The organism is Rhizobium sp. Rhizsp42, from assembly GCF_047304155.1.
Lineage (GTDB): Bacteria > Pseudomonadota > Alphaproteobacteria > Rhizobiales > Rhizobiaceae > Rhizobium.
The window spans coordinates 132,150-149,846 of the sequence record NZ_JBGLYS010000005.1; the positions used below are offsets into that span (position 1 = coordinate 132,150).

The 17,697-nt window shown below is 62.6% G+C and carries 15 protein-coding genes; 5 read left to right on the plus strand and 10 right to left on the minus strand.

From position 1 onward, the window contains the following. The first annotated feature begins 61 nt into the window (after positions 1-61). Positions 62-1,060, plus strand: coding sequence for an SDR family NAD(P)-dependent oxidoreductase (locus ACCD05_RS07865; protein WP_413392017.1), 999 nt, complete (start codon positions 62-64; stop codon positions 1,058-1,060). Here the strand turns inward: ACCD05_RS07865 and ACCD05_RS07870 are convergent. The 6 genes from ACCD05_RS07870 to trxB form a co-directional block, all read right to left on the minus strand. After that, the gene (locus tag ACCD05_RS07870) at positions 1,057-1,860 is read right to left on the minus strand and encodes an aminoglycoside phosphotransferase family protein (RefSeq protein WP_413392018.1); all 804 of its coding nucleotides are present in this window, start codon (positions 1,858-1,860) and stop codon (positions 1,057-1,059) included. The two genes, ACCD05_RS07865 and ACCD05_RS07870, sit on opposite strands and share 4 nt — an antisense overlap. 112 nt (positions 1,861-1,972) lie before the next feature. Then, a complete protein-coding gene (locus tag ACCD05_RS07875) occupies positions 1,973-3,094 on the minus strand; it encodes an alkene reductase (RefSeq protein WP_413392019.1) in 1,122 nt (373 codons plus the stop codon). A 46-nt stretch (positions 3,095-3,140) separates the two neighbouring features. Beyond that, positions 3,141-4,310 (minus strand): MFS transporter, encoded by a 1,170-nt coding sequence (locus ACCD05_RS07880; protein ID WP_413392020.1) that lies wholly within the window; start codon positions 4,308-4,310, stop codon positions 3,141-3,143. A gap of 2 nt (positions 4,311-4,312) precedes the next feature. Further along, entirely contained in the window at positions 4,313-4,606 is a 294-nt protein-coding gene (locus ACCD05_RS07885; protein ID WP_413392021.1) for an ArsR/SmtB family transcription factor, read from the minus strand. A gap of 551 nt (positions 4,607-5,157) precedes the next feature. Next, a complete protein-coding gene (locus tag ACCD05_RS07890; RefSeq protein WP_018897426.1) occupies positions 5,158-6,054 on the minus strand; it encodes a LysR family transcriptional regulator VtlR in 897 nt (298 codons plus the stop codon). 22 nt (positions 6,055-6,076) lie between these two features. After that, positions 6,077-7,051 (minus strand): thioredoxin-disulfide reductase, encoded by a 975-nt coding sequence (trxB, locus tag ACCD05_RS07895; RefSeq protein ID WP_413392022.1) that lies wholly within the window; start codon positions 7,049-7,051, stop codon positions 6,077-6,079. Positions 7,052-7,280: 229 nt separating this feature from the next. Between trxB and ACCD05_RS07900 the strand changes: the two genes are divergently transcribed. Continuing rightward, the gene (locus tag ACCD05_RS07900) at positions 7,281-7,748 is read left to right on the plus strand and encodes an Lrp/AsnC family transcriptional regulator (RefSeq protein WP_018897428.1); all 468 of its coding nucleotides are present in this window, start codon (positions 7,281-7,283) and stop codon (positions 7,746-7,748) included. Between the two features lie 6 nt (positions 7,749-7,754). Here the strand turns inward: ACCD05_RS07900 and ACCD05_RS07905 are convergent, their stop codons facing one another. Continuing rightward, on the minus strand, positions 7,755-8,807 hold the full coding sequence (locus tag ACCD05_RS07905; RefSeq protein ID WP_413392076.1) for a glycosyltransferase family 4 protein: 1,053 nt from the start codon (positions 8,805-8,807) through the stop codon (positions 7,755-7,757). Between the two features lie 29 nt (positions 8,808-8,836). Beyond that, entirely contained in the window at positions 8,837-9,313 is a 477-nt protein-coding gene (gene greA, locus ACCD05_RS07910; RefSeq protein WP_018897430.1) for a transcription elongation factor GreA, read from the minus strand. Between the two features lie 247 nt (positions 9,314-9,560). On the opposite strand from greA, the gene ACCD05_RS07915 reads away from it, so the two are divergent. From ACCD05_RS07915 to ACCD05_RS07925, 3 genes are all read left to right on the plus strand, one after another. Beyond that, positions 9,561-10,793, plus strand: a complete 1,233-nt coding sequence (locus tag ACCD05_RS07915) for a putative DNA modification/repair radical SAM protein (protein ID WP_112980119.1) — start codon at positions 9,561-9,563, stop codon at positions 10,791-10,793. After that, a complete protein-coding gene (locus ACCD05_RS07920) occupies positions 10,793-12,259 on the plus strand; it encodes a UdgX family uracil-DNA binding protein (RefSeq protein WP_413392023.1) in 1,467 nt (488 codons plus the stop codon). The genes ACCD05_RS07915 and ACCD05_RS07920 overlap by 1 nt, the downstream gene beginning before the upstream one ends. An 81-nt stretch (positions 12,260-12,340) precedes the next feature. Continuing rightward, the gene (locus ACCD05_RS07925) at positions 12,341-12,718 is read left to right on the plus strand and encodes a VOC family protein (RefSeq protein WP_413392024.1); all 378 of its coding nucleotides are present in this window, start codon (positions 12,341-12,343) and stop codon (positions 12,716-12,718) included. Here ACCD05_RS07925 and ACCD05_RS07930 read toward each other — a convergent pair. Next, a complete protein-coding gene (locus ACCD05_RS07930; RefSeq protein ID WP_413392025.1) occupies positions 12,702-13,994 on the minus strand; it encodes a T6SS phospholipase effector Tle1-like catalytic domain-containing protein in 1,293 nt (430 codons plus the stop codon). The genes ACCD05_RS07925 and ACCD05_RS07930 overlap by 17 nt on opposite strands. 157 nt (positions 13,995-14,151) lie before the next feature. Then, positions 14,152-17,640 carry a carbamoyl-phosphate synthase large subunit gene (carB, locus tag ACCD05_RS07935; protein WP_047506004.1) on the minus strand — a complete coding sequence of 1,163 codons (3,489 nt, stop codon included), beginning with the start codon at positions 17,638-17,640 and terminating at the stop codon, positions 14,152-14,154. Positions 17,641-17,697 lie beyond the last annotated feature (57 nt).

Here is a 17,697-nt window from a genome sequence, read left to right on the forward strand (position 1 = left end):
CGTCAATTTCGTTTATCTCTGCGAGAGCGCATGATCTCTTCATCAACAGATGGAGACGATGATGACACAGCAGATCGCACTTGTACTCGGAGCAACCGGTGGCATTGGCGGCGCGGTTGCCCGCAAGCTTGTTTCACGCGGCTGGCATGTCCGGGCGCTGAACCGCAATGTAGAGAAGGCGCGCGCCGCCGAGCCCTGTTTGAAGTGGGTGCAGGGGGACGCGATGCGCGCGGCCGATGTGATGGCCGCCGCTGAAGGAGCGAGCCTGATCCTGCACGCCGTCAATCCGCCCGGCTATCGCGACTGGGAAAAGCTGGTGCTGCCGATGCTCGACAATACGATCGCGGCCGCCAAGGCGGTCGGGGCAACGATCGTGCTTCCCGGCACGGTCTACAATTTCGGACCGGACGCGTTTCCTGTTCTGCGCGAGGATAGCCCGCAGCATCCGGTGACGAAGAAGGGTGGCATCCGCGTCGAGATGGAAAAGAGGCTTGAGGCCGGATCGCGAGAGGGGGCGCCCGTCATTATCGTGCGCGCCGGCGATTTCTTTGGGCCGGGGGCGGCGAGCAGTTGGTTCTCGCAGGGCATGATCACGCCGGGCAAGCCCGTTTCCACCGTGACCAACCCGGCACGCAAGGGTGTGGGGCATCAGTGGGCCTATCTGCCTGACGTGGCGGAAACGATGGTGCAATTGGTCGAGCGCCGTGACCGGCTGCCTGGTTTCGCAGTCTATCACATGGACGGCTTCTGGGATCGCGATGGGCAGCAGATGGTCGAGGCGATCAGGCGCGCCGTTGGCGGTCGGGTGAAGGTGCGGGGCTTTCCCTGGTTCGTCGTGCCGCTGGCGGCACCCTTCGTGACCTTCATGCGCGAATTGAAGGAGATGCGCTATCTCTGGCGCGAGCCGATCCGGATGCGCAATGACCGGCTGGTGGCGGAACTTGGCTTTGAGCCGCAGACGCCGATTGATGAGGCCATCAGGACGACCTTGCTGTCGCTCGGCTGCCTTGACGGGCGGATGGACGGTGAGGTGGCAGGCGCAGTGGCGCCGCGTGGCTAGCCTTGGCTCAGTTCCGCGAGCGCGATGCGGGCGACCGTCAGCGGGCTTTGCGCTTCCGACAGCATGCCGTCGTCGAGAAACCAGGCGGCGGAGAGGCCGCAATAGGCGGTGATCCAGCGCAGCAGGCGCATGGGCTCGATGTTGGCGGCAGCGGATATGATCGGCAACTGGCGACGGAGGCGATCGGGATCGGTGGCCGTCGAGAGTTCCGGGTTGGCGAAGATGTTGGCGTAGTCGAAGCCGCGCTCGCCAACCAGGCCCTTCGGATCGATCGCCAGCCAGCCGTGTCCTTCGAAATCGAGGACATTGCCGTGGTGGATGTCGCCATGCAGGACGGTCTTGTCACGCGGGTCGGCGAGCAGGGCGGTGGCGATCTCGTGGCAATCGGTGAGCACGCCGCCGTATTTGCCGGCGGCCGGTGCGAGATCGCGGAACCATCGGGCAAGGGGAATGAGCGGCGGCTTCGGTGTCTGGCGTGGCGCATGCAGTCTGGCGACTGTGTCGCAGAGGATGCGGTTTGCCTCGTCGTCCTCGCCTTCAGCGGCCATGGCGAGCAGCGAGCGGCGACCTTGGGCTCGCTCGAGCACGATCGCATCGGCGTCGTGGCAATAGACCTTCGCCGCACCGTTTCCGTCCCACCAGTGCATCACGGCGGCGCCCGATCGCTCGGCTTCGTCGGCGCTCAGCTTCAGCATGGCCGGCTTGTCGCGCCATAGCACGGGCAGGAGATGGCTGGAGTGGGTGACGACAGGCTCGCCGTCAGGGGTGAGGTGCCAGCGGTCGAGATAGGTCTTGAACATGAGGGGATGCTAGCCGCTCGCGGCCAGAAAGGGAAATGACGTGGACCCAGAATGACATGGGCCAGAAAGAGAAATCCCGCCTGATGGCGGGATTTCGAGGCATTGGTGTTGATTAGGCGACCTTTTCGAGGGCCGGGTAGTCGATGTAGCCCTTCGGGCCGCCGCCATAGAGGGTGGCCTGGTCGATTTCGTTGAGCGGGGCGTTGGCCTTGAGACGCTCGACGAGATCGGGGTTGGCGATGAACGGCTTGCCGAAGGCGATCAGGTCGGCCTTGCCGCTTTCGGCGGTGTCGATGGCGAGCTGACGATCATAGCCGTTGTTGACCATCCAGCTTGCCTTGCCGCCGGCCTTTTCATAGGCGGCGCGCAGGCCGGCATAGTCGAAGGGCTTGTCGCCCTGCTGGAAGTTGCGGTCGCCGCCGGTAGCACCTTCGATGACGTGGATGAAGGCGAGGTCGTACTTCGCCAGGCCCTCGACGACATAGTTGAAGAGCGGCTGCGGCGCAGCGTCAGATGCATCGTTGGCGGGAGTGACCGGCGAGATACGGATGCCGGTGACGCGCGGGCCGATTTCCTTGGTGATCGCGTCGACCACTTCGAACAGGAAGCGGGCGCGGTTTTCGATCGAGCCGCCATACTGGTCGGTGCGGTCATTGATGTCGGCGCGCAGGAACTGGTCGATCAGGTAGCCGTTGGCGGCGTGAATCTCGACGCCATCGAAGCCGGCGTCGATCGCGGCGCGGGCGGCCTTGCGGTAATCCTCGACGATGCCGGCGATCTCGGCGGTTTCAAGCGCGCGCGGCTCGGAGGTCTCGGCGAAGCTGCCGGTACCGTCGGCGTTCACGAGATAGGTCTTCGACTTAGCGGTCTTGTTGCTCGAGGAGACGGGCTTGCCGCCGTTCGGCTGCAGCGTCGTGTGCGAGATACGGCCGACATGCCACATCTGGACGACGATCTTGCCGCCATGGGCGTGCACGGCATCGGTCACGCGCTTCCAGCCATCCAGCGCTTCCTTGCTGTAGAGGCCGGGGACGTCGGCATAGCCCTGGCCCTGGTGGGTGATCGCGGTCGCTTCGGTGACGATCAGGCCGGCGGAGGCGCGCTGCGTGTAGTATTCGACGTTGAGGTCATTCGGCACGGCGCCCGGCGAGCGGTTGCGGGTCAGCGGGGCCATGACGATGCGGTTCTTGACAGCGATATCGCCAACCTGCGTCGGTTCGAAGAGCTTGCTCATGGGAAGTCCTTTCGGTGGTGCTAGTGGTTTGGGGGCGTTGGAAGGATCATTCAGCCGGGGCAGGCATGGCTGCCTTGCCCTTGGCGGAGAGATAGGTAAGTGCCGTGACGACGAGGCCGATCAGGGCCATGAAGGCCGCGACGAGCGGCACGCGGGTCATGTCGAAGCCGAGCTCGATGGCCATGCCGCCAGCCCAGGCGCCGAGCGCGTTACCGGTGTTGAAGGCGCCGATATTGATCGTCGAGACGAGATTGGGCGCATCCTTGCCGAAGTGCACGACGCCGACCTGCAGGGCGGGAACGGCGGCGAAGGTCGCCACGGCCCAGACGAAGAGGGTGATTTCGGCGGCGATGAAATAGGGGCTGGTGAAGCCGAAGGCGACCGAGGTGACGGCGATCATCGCGAAGACGCCGGCGAGCGTCGGCCCAAGCTTCCAGTCGGCGAGCTTGCCGCCAAGAAGATTGCCGACGGTTAGGCCGAGGCCGATCAGGAACAGCGTCCAGGTGACGCCCTGCGGCGACAGGCCGGTGACATCACGCAGCAGCGGCGCGATGTAGGTGAAGAGCGCGAACATCGAGGCGGAAAAGAAAACGGTGGTCGACAGCGCCAGCCAGAGGTGCCCGTTCTTCAGGGCGGCGATCTCGCGGAAGATGTTGCCCTGTTCTTCTTGGCGGTCCCTCGGGAGCACGGCGATCAGGCCAGCGATGGTGATGATGCCGAGGACGGTGACGACAGCGAATGTCGAGCGCCAGCCGAATGCCTGGCCGATCGCGGTGCCAAGCGGCACGCCGAGCACGTTGGCGAGCGTCAGGCCGGTGAACATCAGCGCTACGGCTCGGGCGCGGCGATCCGGGGCCACAAGGCTGGCGGCGACGACGGAGCCGATGCCGAAGAATGCGCCATGGCAGAGCGCGGTGACGACACGGGCGATCATCAGCACCCAATAGCTCGGCGCCAGCGCGCAAAGCAGATTGCCGGCAATGAAGAAGGCCATGAGCGCGATCAGCGCCGTGCGGCGTTTCAGGTGCGCGGTGGAGACCGCCATGACAGGGGCGCCGACGGCGACGGCAAGCGCGTAGCCGGTAACGAGCCAGCCGGCCTGTGGGATCGTCACTGCAAGGTCGGTGGCGACTTCGGGCAGCAGGCCCATGATGACGAATTCGGTCGTGCCGATCGCAAAAGCGCTGAGCGCCAGGACGAGGAGGGCGAGGGGCATGTCTAGAGATCCTGTGCCAGTTGCTTGAGGAAGGCAGCGATGGTTTCTTCGTTGCGCTTGTAGAAGATCCACTGGCCGACCCGGCGCGTGGTCACGAGATTGGCGCGGCTGAGCGTGCCCAGATGGGCGGAGACGGTCGATTGGGAGAGGCCACAGCGTTCGAACTGGCTGGCGCAGACACCCATTTCGAGCGGATGCTCTTGCGAAGAGAAATGCTCTTCGGGATTCTTCAGCCAGTTCAGAATCTCCATCCGCTTGGGATGGGATATCGCTTTCAGGATTTCGTCAATGTCCATCGTCGTTTGCCGAACCATAAATCGTTTCTGATCGATATATGGATCGACGATTTTCGATGTTCAAGACATGCGCGAACGGCGCGTGCGATTTTTTCCGTGGTTAAATTTTAAGCAAAAAAAGAGGGCCACCGAATGAACGGGGCCCTTTAAGGTGTGAAGGTTATTCAACCTCCAGAGGGGAACAGCTAATGCAGCGGCACTGGGAGAGAACCGCCATGTGCATCAACTGAGTGCGATATGATGCTTTGGCGGGCAGATTTCAATGCCCGTTTGCGCATGCCTGCTATGCAATGCAGCATTTTATGCTGCGATGCGGAAAATTAGGGCAAATCAAGGCAAAAAAAGAGGGCCACCGAAAGCTCGGGGCCCTTTATAGGTATGAAGGTCTAAACCTCCAGAGGGGAACAGCTAATGCGGTGGAACTGGGAGGAAAAGCCACCGTGTGCATCAGCTGAGGTTGATATGGTGTTTTAATGTGCAGCCGGCAACCAATTTTTGTGCATGTCAGACATGCGTGAACTGCACGGCTGCGAATTTCGCCGTAAAAACAGTTAGAAACTCCAGTTTCTGGCCTTGCTGACGATGAAGTCGCGGAAAGCCTTGAGCTTGGCGGCGTTCTTCATTTCGTCGGGATAGCAGAAATAGGTGTCGAAGGACGGCACGTCGGCGTTGATCGGCAGCTGAATCAGGCCCGGGTCGCGGCCGACGATATAGTCGGGCAGGCAGGCGACGCCCATGCCGAGCAGGCAGGCGCGCTTGATCGAGGTCTGGCTGTTGATCTGCAGGTGCGGAATGCGCTTGTTGTCCGACGAGCGGCCGGCGATTTCAAGCCAGTTCACGTCGAGAAGATAGTTCGGCGCCGGTTCGCCGAAGGTGATGATTCGGTGGTTGTCGAGATCCTCGACCGCCTGCGGCTCGCCATATCGGTTGATGTAGGAGGGGGCTGCGTAGACGTGCATGTGCACGGTGAACAGCTTGCGCTGAATGAGATCGGATTGCTGCGGCTGGCGAAGACGAATCGCGCAATCGGCGTAGCGCATGTTCACATCCACTTCCTCGTTGTCGAGGATGAGCTGGATCTGGACATCCGGATAGAGCTGCATGAACTCCTGGATCTTGTCCGTGAGCCAGCCCTGGCCGAGGCCGACCGTCGTTGTGACGCGCAGCTTGCCCGACGGCGTTTCCGTCGTCTCGGTCAGTTGCATCTTCACGGTTTCGAGCTTCAGGAGCACGTCATGGGCGGTACGGTAGAGCAGCTCGCCCTGTTCCGTTAGGATGAGGCCGCGGGCGTGGCGGTGGAACAGCTTGGTGCCTACATCCTGCTCCAGCGCGCTCACCTGACGGCTGATCGCGGATTGGGACAGATGCAGCTTGTCGGCCGCGTGCGTAAACGAACCGGCTTCGGCAGCTGCGTGGAAAATACGCAGCTTGTCCCAGTCCAACGGCATTCCACCACCCCTCATGCCGATATTACTCCGCAGCTACGGCGACGGGCATGTGGCCCGTGAGATAACGTTCGGCCTCGAGCGCTGCCATGCAGCCCATGCCGGCGGCGGTGATCGCCTGGCGGAAGGTGTCGTCGGTGACGTCGCCGGCCGCGTATACGCCCTCGACCGAGGTCGCGGTCGAATCCGGCGCAGTCCAGAGGTAGCCGTTGTCCTTCAGCTTCAGCTTGCCCTTGAAGAGCTCGGTTGCCGGCGCATGGCCGATGGCCACGAAGACGCCGTCGATCGTGTGGTCGGCAACAGTGCCGGTGCGCGTGTCGCGCAGGCGAACGCCAGAGACGGATGGCGGCATCGGCGGCTTGGCCGACGCGCCGGTGATTTCGGCGATCTCGGTGTTCCAGAGGATCTTGACGTTCTCCTTGGCGAAGATGCGTTCCTGCAGGATCTTTTCCGAGCGGAAACTGTCGCGGCGGTGAACGACCGTCACGGTCTTGGCGATGTTCGAGAGATACAGCGCTTCCTCGACGGCCGAGTTGCCGCCGCCGACCACGATCACGTCCTTGTTGCGATAGAAGAAGCCGTCGCAGGTGGCGCAAGCGGAGACGCCGAAGCCCTGGAAGGTCTGCTCGCTCTCGATGCCGAGCCACTTGGCCTTGGCGCCGGTCGCGATGATCAGCGTGTCTGCGGTCCAGACCTGGCCGCTATCGGTGCGGGCGACGAAGGGGCGCTGGTTCATTTCGACTTCGGTGACGATGTCGTTGACGATCTCGGCGCCGACGTGCTTGGCCTGCTGCAGCATCTGGTCCATCAGCCAGGGGCCCTGGATCGGATCGGCGAAGCCCGGATAGTTCTCGACGTCGGTGGTGATCATCAGCTGTCCGCCTTGCTCCATCCCTGCGATCAGGACCGGCTTCAGCATCGCGCGCGCCGCATAGACGGCAGCGGTATAGCCGGCGGGGCCGGATCCGATGATGAGCACCTTGGTGTGGCGGGCGGACATGAGACTTCCTTTCAACTGGCTGGACGCGCTGGATATAAGGCGAATACGGCCATCACGCGTCCATGCGTTATTTATGAACGACCAATGCTTTTATTCAAGGGCAGCCTTGCGTTACCAACAAGGCATTCGATGTGGATGTGCAAGATTCCGTCATCTCAGGGAAAGATTCTTGCGTATTGTGCCGCTTTATATAGAAGCTGGATTCACGAATTTAAAGAAAGGCACTCGCTTGGTTCGCGCTGAACTGGACGCCATCGATATCAAGATCTTGCGTGAGCTGCAGGCGGATGGGCGCATGACCAACGTCGAGCTCGCCGACCGGGTCGGCATCTCGGCGCCGCCCTGTCTTCGGCGTGTGCGCAAGCTGGAAGAGTCCGGCGTTATCGAAGGCTACCACGCGATGCTGAATAGCCCGAAGCTGGGCTTCGATCTCGTCGCCTTCTGCATGGTTGGACTCAAGCATCAGTCGGAAGCCAATCTCAAGGCGTTTGCCGCGGCGACGACGCAGTGGCCGCTGGTGCGCCAGGCCTGGATGGTCTCGGGCGATAGCGACTTCCTGCTGCATTGCGTGGCCGAAAATCTGACGCGGTTCCAGGATTTCGTCATCGAGGTGCTGACCGCCAACGAGCATGTCGACACGGTGCGCACCATGCTGACGATCCGCCAGATCAAGAAACTCGGATTGACCGAAGTCTGAGTTGTCTCAGCCGAGGCTGTCGTAGACGGCCTTCAGCTTCGTGGCCTCGCCTTCGATCCGGAAGTTTTCCATGACATGCGTCTGGGCGTTGGCGGCGAGCCGTGCCAGGCGGCTTTCATCAGCCATGAGTTCCGAAACGGCGTTTGCCATCGCATCGAGATCGTCTCGCGCAATCAGCAGGCCTGCGCCGTTATCGCCTGTCGTGACGATTTCGGGAAAAGCGCCGACGTCGGTTGCGACGACGGGGACGCCTGTGGCCATGGCTTCGAGCGGGGTCAGGCCAAAACCTTCCCAGCGCTGCGGCGCGACGAAGAGATCGAGCGCGCGGAACCAGTCGTTGATGTTCGTATGTTCGCCGACGAAAAGGATGCGGTCTGAGAGGCCGGCGGCGGCGACCTTGGCCTTCAGGCCGTTCTCGAACTCGACATGCTGGGCCGTGGCGCGGCCGGCGATGATGGCGCTCCACTCCGGGTGGTCGGGGAGAAGCCGCAGCATGGTATCGACGAAGAGGTCGGTGCCCTTCTGGTGGCGGACGCGGCCGAAGCAGCCGGCGATCTTCTTGTCCGGGTCGAGGCCGCATTCGCGCTTGGCCTGCGCCTTGTCGGATGGAGGCGAGAAGCGGGCGGTGTCGATGCCGTGCAGGATGACGGTGCTGGGCACTTCCAGATAGTTCGCGGTCTTGCCCGAGGTCGCGATGACCGCGTCCATCTTCGAGACAAGGAACTTCGTCCAGCCGCTGTGTTTGCGCTGCGATGCGGAGGTGAAGACGATCTTCAGCTTCATGCAGAGGAGGTCGCGCATGATGAGGGCAGGGAGCATCTCGATATTGCGGCGGGCGTGCCAAACGCGGAAGGGCCGGGTCGAAGGTGCGCGCCACAAATTTGAGAGATCGCGGAAGCGGATATGCGGGATCGATGCCGGCAGGCCCGGCCCGAGCGCCGCGATCTTCTGACCGAGCGCCCGCTGGACCGGGACAAGCTGGATGATCGTCGAGGTGACGCCTGACAAACGCTTCTTGAAGTTCGGCGCTATGATTTCGACGTCAGCGATGTCGACGATGTGCGATCGGCCGCGATCCGCCAAGGTCCTCAGCCCCAGGTGATGGCCAGAACTTCGTAAGCCTTGGAGCCGCCGGGCGCGTTGACTTCGATGGAATCGCCGACTTCCTTGCCGATCAGCGCGCGGGCGATCGGGGAGGAGATGGAGATGCGGCCGGCCTTCACGTCGGCTTCCTGGTCGCCGACGATCTGGTAGGTCTTTTCTTCCTCGGTGTCCTCATCGACGAGCTTCACCTTGGCGCCGAACTTGATCGTGCTGCCGGACATCTTGGAGAGGTCGATAACCTCGGCGCGGGCCGTCAGATCCTCGAGCTCGCCGATGCGACCTTCGTTGTGGCTCTGCGCTTCCTTGGCGGCATGGTACTCGGCGTTTTCCGAGAGGTCGCCGTGTGCGCGGGCCTCGGCAATCGCCTCGATGATTCGCGGGCGTTCTTCCTGCTGACGCCAGCGCAGCTCTTCCTGCAGCTTGACGAAACCACCCTGCGTCATCGGTACCTTATCAACCATTTTCTTGTCCTTCAGTCTTTGTGTCGGCTAGGCAGAGACACAAAAGAAAACAGGTCCCGAAGGGGAACTTCGGAACCATGCAAAAACTCTATCTGCTTCGTTTATAGCAGATTGCCTCCGTCGATTTCCAGAGAATTCGATGAAGCGACTTGCAACCCCTCATGGCTTTTCGCGTCAAACTTGAAAAACATCAATCGGAAGCGGCTTTTCTTGACTGTTAGCGACAGAACATATAGTGAACATAGACATGAAGAAGTCACTCGAAGAGCGGTTGGCCATCCTCTCGGACGCGGCCAAATATGACGCCTCCTGCGCCTCCAGCGGTACGACCAAGCGCGATTCCGGAAAGAGCGGTGGGCTTGGTTCGACGGAAGGCGCCGGCATCTGCCATGCCTATGCGCCGGATGGACGATGCATTTCGCTGCTGAAGATCCTGCTCACCAACTTCTGCATCTACGACTGCGCCTATTGCATCAATCGCTCGTCCAGCAATGTGGAGCGGGCGCGGTTCACGCCGGAGGAGGTTATCTGGCTGACGCTGGAGTTTTATCGGCGCAACTATATCGAGGGGCTGTTCCTGTCGTCTGGCATCATCCGCTCCTCCGACCACACGATGGAGGAGATGGTGCGGATCGTGCGGGAGTTGCGCACCACCCATAATTTCCGCGGCTATATTCATCTGAAATCCATTCCCGAGGCCTCGCCGCATCTGATCGAGGAAGCCGGGCTCTATGCCGACCGTCTGTCGCTTAACATCGAGCTGCCGACCGATCGCGGCATCGCGCAACTGGCGCCGGAGAAGAAACCGGCCAGCATTCGTCGCTCGATGGGCGATTTGAGATTGAAGATCGAGGCCGCGTCCGAGCCGACGCTGCAGACCAAGCGGCGCAAGCGTTTCGTGCCTGGCGGGCAGAGCACGCAGATGATCGTCGGCGCCGATGGCGCCAATGATGCGACCATTCTCGGCACCAGCGCGCAGCTTTACGGGAGCTACGGGCTGAGGCGCGTCTACTACTCCGCCTTCAGCCCCATTCCCGACTCGTCGAAGAACCTGCCGCTGATCAAGCCGCCGCTGATGCGCGAGCACCGGCTCTATCAGGCGGATTGGCTTTATCGCTTCTATGGTTTCGGGATCGACGAGATCACGTCCTCGCAGGAGGGTGGCATGCTCGACCTCAATCTCGACCCGAAACTCGCTTGGGCACTCGGCAACCGGAACGACTTCCCGGTCGATATCAACAGGGCGCCGCGTGAAACCCTGCTCCGCGTTCCAGGGCTGGGGACGAAGACGGTGAAGTCCATCCTCTCGGCGCGTCGTTTCAGAAAGCTCCGGATCGAGGATCTGACGCGGCTCGGCGTGTCGATCAAGAAGGTGCAGGCGTTCATCTCGGCCGAAGGCTGGTCGCCGCGCCGGCTGATCGACCGGCCGGATCTTAGGGCGATGTTCGAGCCGAAGCCGGAACAACTGTCGTTGCTGTGATGATTACCGTGTTGCTGGAGGGCCGGGGGGAATTGGCCGAGTGGCGGGACGCGGCGCGGCGGCTGGCGGCATCCGGTGTTGCGCCCGAGGAGATCGAGTGGCGGGAGCGGTATCGCGAGATGGATCTGTTTGCTGCGCCTGAAGCCTCGTCGAAGCTGCCGGCGCTCGATGCTTCCAAGCCGCTGACGGTGCCGCCCGCCTTTATCGGGCTTGCGGAAGCCGTGATCTGCCATAGCGATCCGATGCGGTTCTATCTGCTCTACCGGCTGCTCTGGCGGCTGCAGAGCGATCGGTCTTTGCTCGACGTCGCCTCGGACGAGGACGTGGCGCGAGCCCGCGCCATGGACAAGAGCGTGCGCCGCGACGCGCACAAGATGACCGCTTTCGTGCGCTTCAAGGAGGTGGGCTCGGGGATTTCGCTCAATGGGCGGCGGAAGTTTCTCGCATGGTTCGAACCCGATCATCACATCGTCGCCCGCAAGGCGCCGTTCTTCCAGAAGCGGTTCAACGACATGGACTGGGTGATCGCGACGCCGAAGGGGTCGGCTGCCTGGGATGGCGAGAAGCTGACTGTCAGCCATGACCCTTGCGAGAAGCCCGATCTCACCGATCCGGCTGACCAGTTGTGGCGGACCTATTATGCCAACATCTTCAATCCGGCCCGTCTCAAGGTGAAGGCGATGCAGGCGGAGATGCCGAAGAAATACTGGAAGAACCTGCCCGAGGCCGATCTCATTCCCGGCATGATCGCCGATGCGGAAAGCAAGGTTCTGGAGATGGCCAAACGCCAGGCGAGCGAGCCGCTGCCGTTTCACGACCGGCTGCAGGAAGCCGCGCGCCGGGTGCCCGCAGCACCAAGGGCGCCGGTGGGCACGCTGGCGGCGCTGCGCGAGGAGGCGGCCGTCTGCACGCGCTGTCCGCTGCACGAGAAGGCGACACAGACGGTGTTCGGCGAGGGTCCTGAAGATGCGAAGGTGATGTTCGTCGGCGAGCAGCCGGGAGATCAGGAAGATCTCGCCGGCCGGCCGTTTGTCGGGCCTGCGGGCAAGGTGTTCGACCAGGTGGCCGGCGAGGCGGGGATCGACCGGCAGTCGGTCTATGTGACCAATGCGGTGAAGCACTTCAAATACGAGCCGCGCGGCAAGCGCCGCATTCACCAGCGGCCGAACATGGGCGAGGTCACGCATTGCCGCTGGTGGCTCAACCTGGAGATCGACCTCGTCAAGCCGAAGCTGATCGTCGCCATGGGCGCCACCGCGCTGACTGCGCTGACGGATACGAAGCACAAGCTGTCCGATATCAGGGGGCAGCCGATCAGGATGGGCAAGGAGCGAACACTGTTCGTCACCGTCCACCCGTCCTATCTGCTGCGCATTCCAGACGAGCGGCTGAAGGCGGAGGAGATGGCGCTCTTTCGGGCGGATATGGTGCGGGTGCGGGAGCTGATGGTCGGGATGGCGGCCTGACGATCGCTGGCCTTGCGAATTGCCATGGCGCTTCGGCGCGAATGTTGTAGCGTTGCCGGCAAAGTAATCTGGAGACCGTTTATGTTCGATCATGTGTCGATTGGTGTGAAGAGCCTTGAGAAGTCGCAGACGTTTTACGATGCGGCGCTGGCGCCGCTCGGCTATGAGCGGCTGACGAATTTCGGCAATGTCAGCGGTTATGGCGCTGATCGGGTGGGGCTCTGGGTCGGCGAGGTGGCGCGGCCTGTGGTGCCCGATATGGAATCCGGGCTGCATTTCTGCTTCGTGGCGCCGTCGGAAGAGTCCGTCGATGCATTTTACGCGGCCGGGCTTGCCAATGGCGGAACAGATAATGGTGCGCCGGGCGTGCGGCCGGATTACAGCCAGTTCTATTATGCCGCCTTCGTCATCGATCCTGACGGCTACCGGCTCGAGGCCTATTTCAAGCGGCCGGAGTGATCATCGAGATCGCCGAATCTTCTGATGGTGGCGGGCCGTCGTTGCTCCAGGGCTCCGTCTCGAAGCGTAGCGGCAGGTTAGGCGGGGCGTAGGGCGGTGCCGTCGACGACGACAGCCGGTCGATGACGGATTGGTGCAGCGAGGCGCCGTCGGGGATAAAGCGGCGGTCGGCCAGCGGCAGGTAGATGCGCGTCGTGTCGCCGCGCTTGCGCCAGGAGGTGATCGGCACCCGCCTCGGCACATATTCGAGCAATCTCCACGCCCAGTTCATGGAGTCGTGCAGCGGCGCTGTTGGAGCCGGCCGGACATAGCTCTTGGTCGGATTGTCGCCATGGACGAGCTCGCTAACCGCGTCCTCGTTATAGGTGAGGCCGGTGCTTCGGGTCTCGGCTATCATCCAGGCGAGCGGTATCTTGATCGCCGCACTCTCCGCTTCCGGATAGCCGCCGCCGATATCGCCATGAACGCCCGAGAACCAGACTTCCTTCACATTCTGCGGGGGCGGGGCCGGCGGCTTGAAGGGGCCGCCCCAGTAGTCCTGTCCCTGTCGCCATGGCAGCGGATTGAACATGGTTCGCCGCTCATCGATGGCGAGCGCGTGGCGGACCACTTCGACGCTCGGATTACGATCGGTAAAAGGAAGCGTCAGGAGTTGCGGGCGCCATTTGCCCCAAACGATGACCGAGGAAACGGTGTCGAAGAGGCCAAGCAGCTTGATCGACGGGCGGTCTGTCTTCAGCGTGCGTTCGTAGAGACGCATGGTCTTGAAGGCCGAGGGCGCATCCCAGTCGACATCGGCGGCATCCGTTCCGCCCTGCTGCTGCTCGCTTTCGGAGATGCCCTTGTAGGTGTTGTAGGCGTAGTCGATCAGGTTGACGTGGTACTTGCTCATCAGTCCGAGCGAATGGACGAAACCCGCCAGCACCCGCGCTGTATAGGCGCCGCGGCTGAAACCGAAGATGTAGATGTTGTCGCGGTCCCGATACTCTTGATCGTCCCCCGGTTCGCCGGGCTCGTAATTGTCGACGAGGAAGCGGTAGGCTTCCTTGACGTTCTGGTCGAGGCCCCAGCCTGTTGCCAGGCCCCAGAGCTCGACCGTCTTGCGGTAGGCGTTGGACCAGGCATTGGCGGCGCCGAAGGTGCCGACGCCGGGATCGTAATAGACGATCTGCCTGTCACTGCGGTCGAGAACGCCGAACAGCCTCAGAATATTGGTGCGGTCGGCGGAGATTTCGTTCGACGTGCCATCGAACAGAATGACGATATTCTTGCCCATCGATGCCCCTCACGTGTGGGGATATCGTAACATGATCGCGAAGGGTTTGAAATCTCAGGTGGATTGTCGCGTTTTGCGACACTTCGGCGTGTTGTGACAGTGGCTGTCGTACGCCGGAAAAAGCCGGCCGTGAAGGGTCACGGCCGGCTTTGATATCTTAGGCGAAGTAGCTCTGCAGCGGGCGAACCTCGAGGTTGCCGGCCTTCAGCGCCTTGATCGCCTGGGCGGCTGCTTCGGCGCCGGCCATGGTGGTGTAGTAGGGTACCTTCTGCATCAGCGTCGCGCGGCGCAGCGACTTGGAGTCGGAGATCGCCTTGTTGCTATCGGTCGTGTTGATGACCAGCTGGACCTGACGGTTGCGGATGGCGTCCTCGATGTGCGGACGGCCTTCGAGCACCTTGTTGATCTTCACGGCCTCGATGCCGTTTTCGGCGAGGAAGCGGGCGGTGCCGCCGGTGGCCAGAACCTTGAAGCCCTGTTCGACCAGCATGCGGATCGCGGGAAGGACGCGCGGCTTGTCGTCGTCGCGTACCGATACGAAGACCGTTCCGTCACGCGGCAGTTCGACACTGGCGCCGAGCTGCGACTTGGCGAAGGCCAGCGCGAAATCGGTGTCGAGGCCGATGACTTCGCCGGTCGAGCGCATTTCCGGGCCGAGCAGCGTGTCGACGCCGGGGAAGCGGGCGAACGGGAAGACGGCTTCCTTGACGGCGATGTGCTTCAGGTTGCGCGGATCCGGCTTCTCGCCGTAGGCGGCAAACAGCGGATCGAGCTTTTCGCCGGCCATGGCACGGGCGGCGATCTTGGCGATCGGCGCGCCGATCGTCTTGGCTACGAAGGGAACGGTACGCGAGGCGCGCGGGTTCACTTCGAGCACGTAGACGGTGCCGTCCTTGATGGCGAACTGCACGTTCATCAGGCCGACGACGTTGAGAGCCTTGGCCATCGACTTCGCCTGGCGCTCGAGCTCGTCGATCATCTCAGGCGAGAGCGTACGTGGCGGCAGCGAGCAGGCCGAGTCACCGGAGTGAATGCCGGCTTCCTCGATGTGCTCCATGATGCCGGCGATGAAGGCGTCCTTGCCGTCGGAGAGGCAGTCGACGTCGACTTCGATGGCGTTCGACAGGTAGCTGTCGAAGAGCAGCGGGTTCTTGCCGAGCAGGGTGTTGATCTGGCCGGTCTTGTCGTTCGGGTAGCGCTGCTTGATGTCCTCAGGCACGAGTTCCGGAACGGTGTCGAGCAGGTAGGTCTGCAGCATGCTCTCGTTGTGGATGATCTGCATGGCGCGGCCACCCAGAACGTAGGACGGGCGAACGACCAGCGGGAAGCCGATTTCGGTCGCGACCAGGCGGGCCTGCTCGACCGAGTAGGCGATGCCGTTGTTCGGCTGCGTCAGGTCGAGCTTGATCAGGAGCTTCTGGAAGCGGTCGCGGTCTTCGGCGAGGTCGATCATGTCAGGCGCGGTGCCGAGGATCGGGATGCCGTTCTTCTCAAGCGCTTCGGCGAGCTTCAGCGGGGTCTGGCCGCCGAACTGCACGATGACGCCGACGACTTCGCCCTTTTCCTGCTCGGCGCGCAGGATTTCGATCACGTCTTCGGCCGTCAGCGGCTCGAAGTAGAGGCGATCGGAGGTGTCGTAGTCGGTCGAGACCGTTTCCGGGTTGCAGTTGATCATGATGGCTTCATAGCCGGCGTCGCGCAGGGCGAACGCGGCATGGCAGCAGCAATAGTCGAACTCGATGCCCTGGCCGATACGGTTCGGACCACCGCCGAGGATGACGACCTTCTTGCGGTCGGAGATCTCGGCTTCAGAGCGGGCGGCGCCGACGAAAGGCGTCTCGTAGCTCGAATACATGTAGGCGGTCGGCGAGGCGAATTCGGCGGCGCAGGTATCGATGCGCTTGAAGACCGGGCGGACATTCAGCGAATTACGCAGTTCGGCCACTTCCTTCGGGCGCTTGCCGGAGAGGGTTGCGAGGCGCGCGTCGGAGAAGCCCATGGCCTTCAGCGTGCGCAGGTTTGCGGCATCGGTCGGCAGGCCGTGCTCGCGAACACGCGCTTCCATGTCGATGATCGCCTTGAACTGGGCGATGAACCACGGGTCGATCTTGCAGCCTTCGTGAACTTCCTCGGGGCTCATGCCCATGCGCAGCGCCTGGGCGACCATGCGCAGGCGATCCGGCGTCGGCGTGCCGATGGCGGCGCGGATGGCGTTCTGGCTGCCTTCGCCTTCCTCGACGCCGGGGATTTCGATTTCGTCGAGGCCGGTGAGACCGGTTTCGAGGCCGCGAAGCGCCTTCTGCAGCGATTCGGCGAAGGTGCGGCCGATCGCCATGACTTCACCGACCGACTTCATGGCTGTCGTCAGAACCGGCGAGGCGCCCGGGAACTTCTCGAATGCGAAGCGCGGGATCTTGGTGACGACGTAGTCGATCGACGGTTCGAACGAGGCGGGCGTTGCGCCGCCGGTGATGTCGTTGTCGAGTTCGTCGAGCGTGTAGCCGATGGCGAGCTTTGCGGCGACCTTGGCGATCGGGAAGCCGGTGGCCTTCGATGCAAGAGCCGACGAGCGCGAGACGCGCGGGTTCATTTCGATGACGACGAGGCGGCCGTCCTTCGGGTTGACGGCGAACTGGACGTTCGAGCCGCCGGTTTCAACGCCGATCTCGCGCAGAACCGCGATCGAGGCGTTGCGCATCATCTGGTATTCCTTGTCGGTCAGCGTCAGGGCCGGCGCGACAGTGATCGAGTCGCCCGTGTGGACGCCCATCGGGTCGATGTTTTCGATCGAGCAGATGATGATGCAGTTGTCCGCCTTGTCGCGGACGACCTCCATTTCATATTCCTTCCAGCCAAGTACCGATTCCTCGATCAGCACTTCGGTGGTCGGGGAGGCATCGAGGCCGCCGCCGATGATTTCGAAGAACTCCGAGCGGTTATAGGCAATGCCGCCGCCGGTGCCGCCCATGGTGAAGGAGGGGCGGATGATGGCGGGCAGGCCCACGACATCGATCGCCTGGGCGGCAATCGCCATGGCGTGGCTGATGTAGCGCTGCTTGCGGTCGGTTTCGCCGAGGTTCCACTGGTTTTCCAGCGCGTCGAGCGCCTTGTCGAGCTCAGCGCCGGAGAGGCTTTCCTTCAGCTTGTTGCGCTCGGCTTCATGCGTCTTGCGGTCGGCATCCTTGATGTCGGTGGCGTTCGCGAGCATTGAGCGCGGGGTTTCGAGGCCGATGCGGTCCATGGCTTCGCGGAACAGGGCGCGGTCTTCGGCCATGTCGATGGCGGCCGGCTTGGCGCCGATCATCTCGACATTGTAGCGGTCTAGAACGCCCATGCGCTTAAGAGAGAGCGCGGTGTTGAGCGCGGTCTGGCCGCCCATGGTCGGCAGCAGCGCGTCGGGGCGCTCCTTGGCGATGATCTTGGCGACGACTTCAGGGGTGATCGGCTCGACATAGGTTGCGTCGGCGAGGCCCGGGTCGGTCATGATCGTGGCCGGATTGGAGTTGACGAGGATGACGCGGTAGCCTTCCTCCTTCAGCGCCTTGCAGGCCTGCGTGCCGGAATAGTCGAACTCGCATGCCTGGCCAATGACGATCGGTCCTGCGCCGATGATGAGGATCGATTTGATGTCTTGGCGCTTCGGCATGGGCTTTTTTCCGTTTCCTAGCTGCGCAGAAAGCCGGCCAGGGTGGGAGGCACCGGC

Excerpts from the sequence above, each read along its gene's own strand:
- ACCD05_RS07865 (WP_413392017.1), top strand. The coding sequence starts at position 62 with ATGACACAGCAGATCGCACTTGTACTCGGAGCAACCGGTGGCATTGGC.
- ACCD05_RS07870 (WP_413392018.1), bottom strand. The coding sequence starts at position 1,860 with ATGTTCAAGACCTATCTCGACCGCTGGCACCTCACCCCTGACGGCGAG.
- ACCD05_RS07875 (WP_413392019.1), bottom strand. The coding sequence starts at position 3,094 with ATGAGCAAGCTCTTCGAACCGACGCAGGTTGGCGATATCGCTGTCAAG.
- ACCD05_RS07880 (WP_413392020.1), bottom strand. The coding sequence starts at position 4,310 with ATGCCCCTCGCCCTCCTCGTCCTGGCGCTCAGCGCTTTTGCGATCGGC.
- ACCD05_RS07885 (WP_413392021.1), bottom strand. The coding sequence starts at position 4,606 with ATGGACATTGACGAAATCCTGAAAGCGATATCCCATCCCAAGCGGATG.
- ACCD05_RS07890 (WP_018897426.1), bottom strand. The coding sequence starts at position 6,054 with ATGCCGTTGGACTGGGACAAGCTGCGTATTTTCCACGCAGCTGCCGAA.
- trxB (WP_413392022.1), bottom strand. The coding sequence starts at position 7,051 with ATGTCCGCCCGCCACACCAAGGTGCTCATCATCGGATCCGGCCCCGCC.
- greA (WP_018897430.1), bottom strand. The coding sequence starts at position 9,313 with ATGGTTGATAAGGTACCGATGACGCAGGGTGGTTTCGTCAAGCTGCAG.
- ACCD05_RS07915 (WP_112980119.1), top strand. The coding sequence starts at position 9,561 with ATGAAGAAGTCACTCGAAGAGCGGTTGGCCATCCTCTCGGACGCGGCC.
- ACCD05_RS07920 (WP_413392023.1), top strand. The coding sequence starts at position 10,793 with ATGATTACCGTGTTGCTGGAGGGCCGGGGGGAATTGGCCGAGTGGCGG.
- ACCD05_RS07925 (WP_413392024.1), top strand. The coding sequence starts at position 12,341 with ATGTTCGATCATGTGTCGATTGGTGTGAAGAGCCTTGAGAAGTCGCAG.
- ACCD05_RS07930 (WP_413392025.1), bottom strand. The coding sequence starts at position 13,994 with ATGGGCAAGAATATCGTCATTCTGTTCGATGGCACGTCGAACGAAATC.
- carB (WP_047506004.1), bottom strand. The coding sequence starts at position 17,640 with ATGCCGAAGCGCCAAGACATCAAATCGATCCTCATCATCGGCGCAGGA.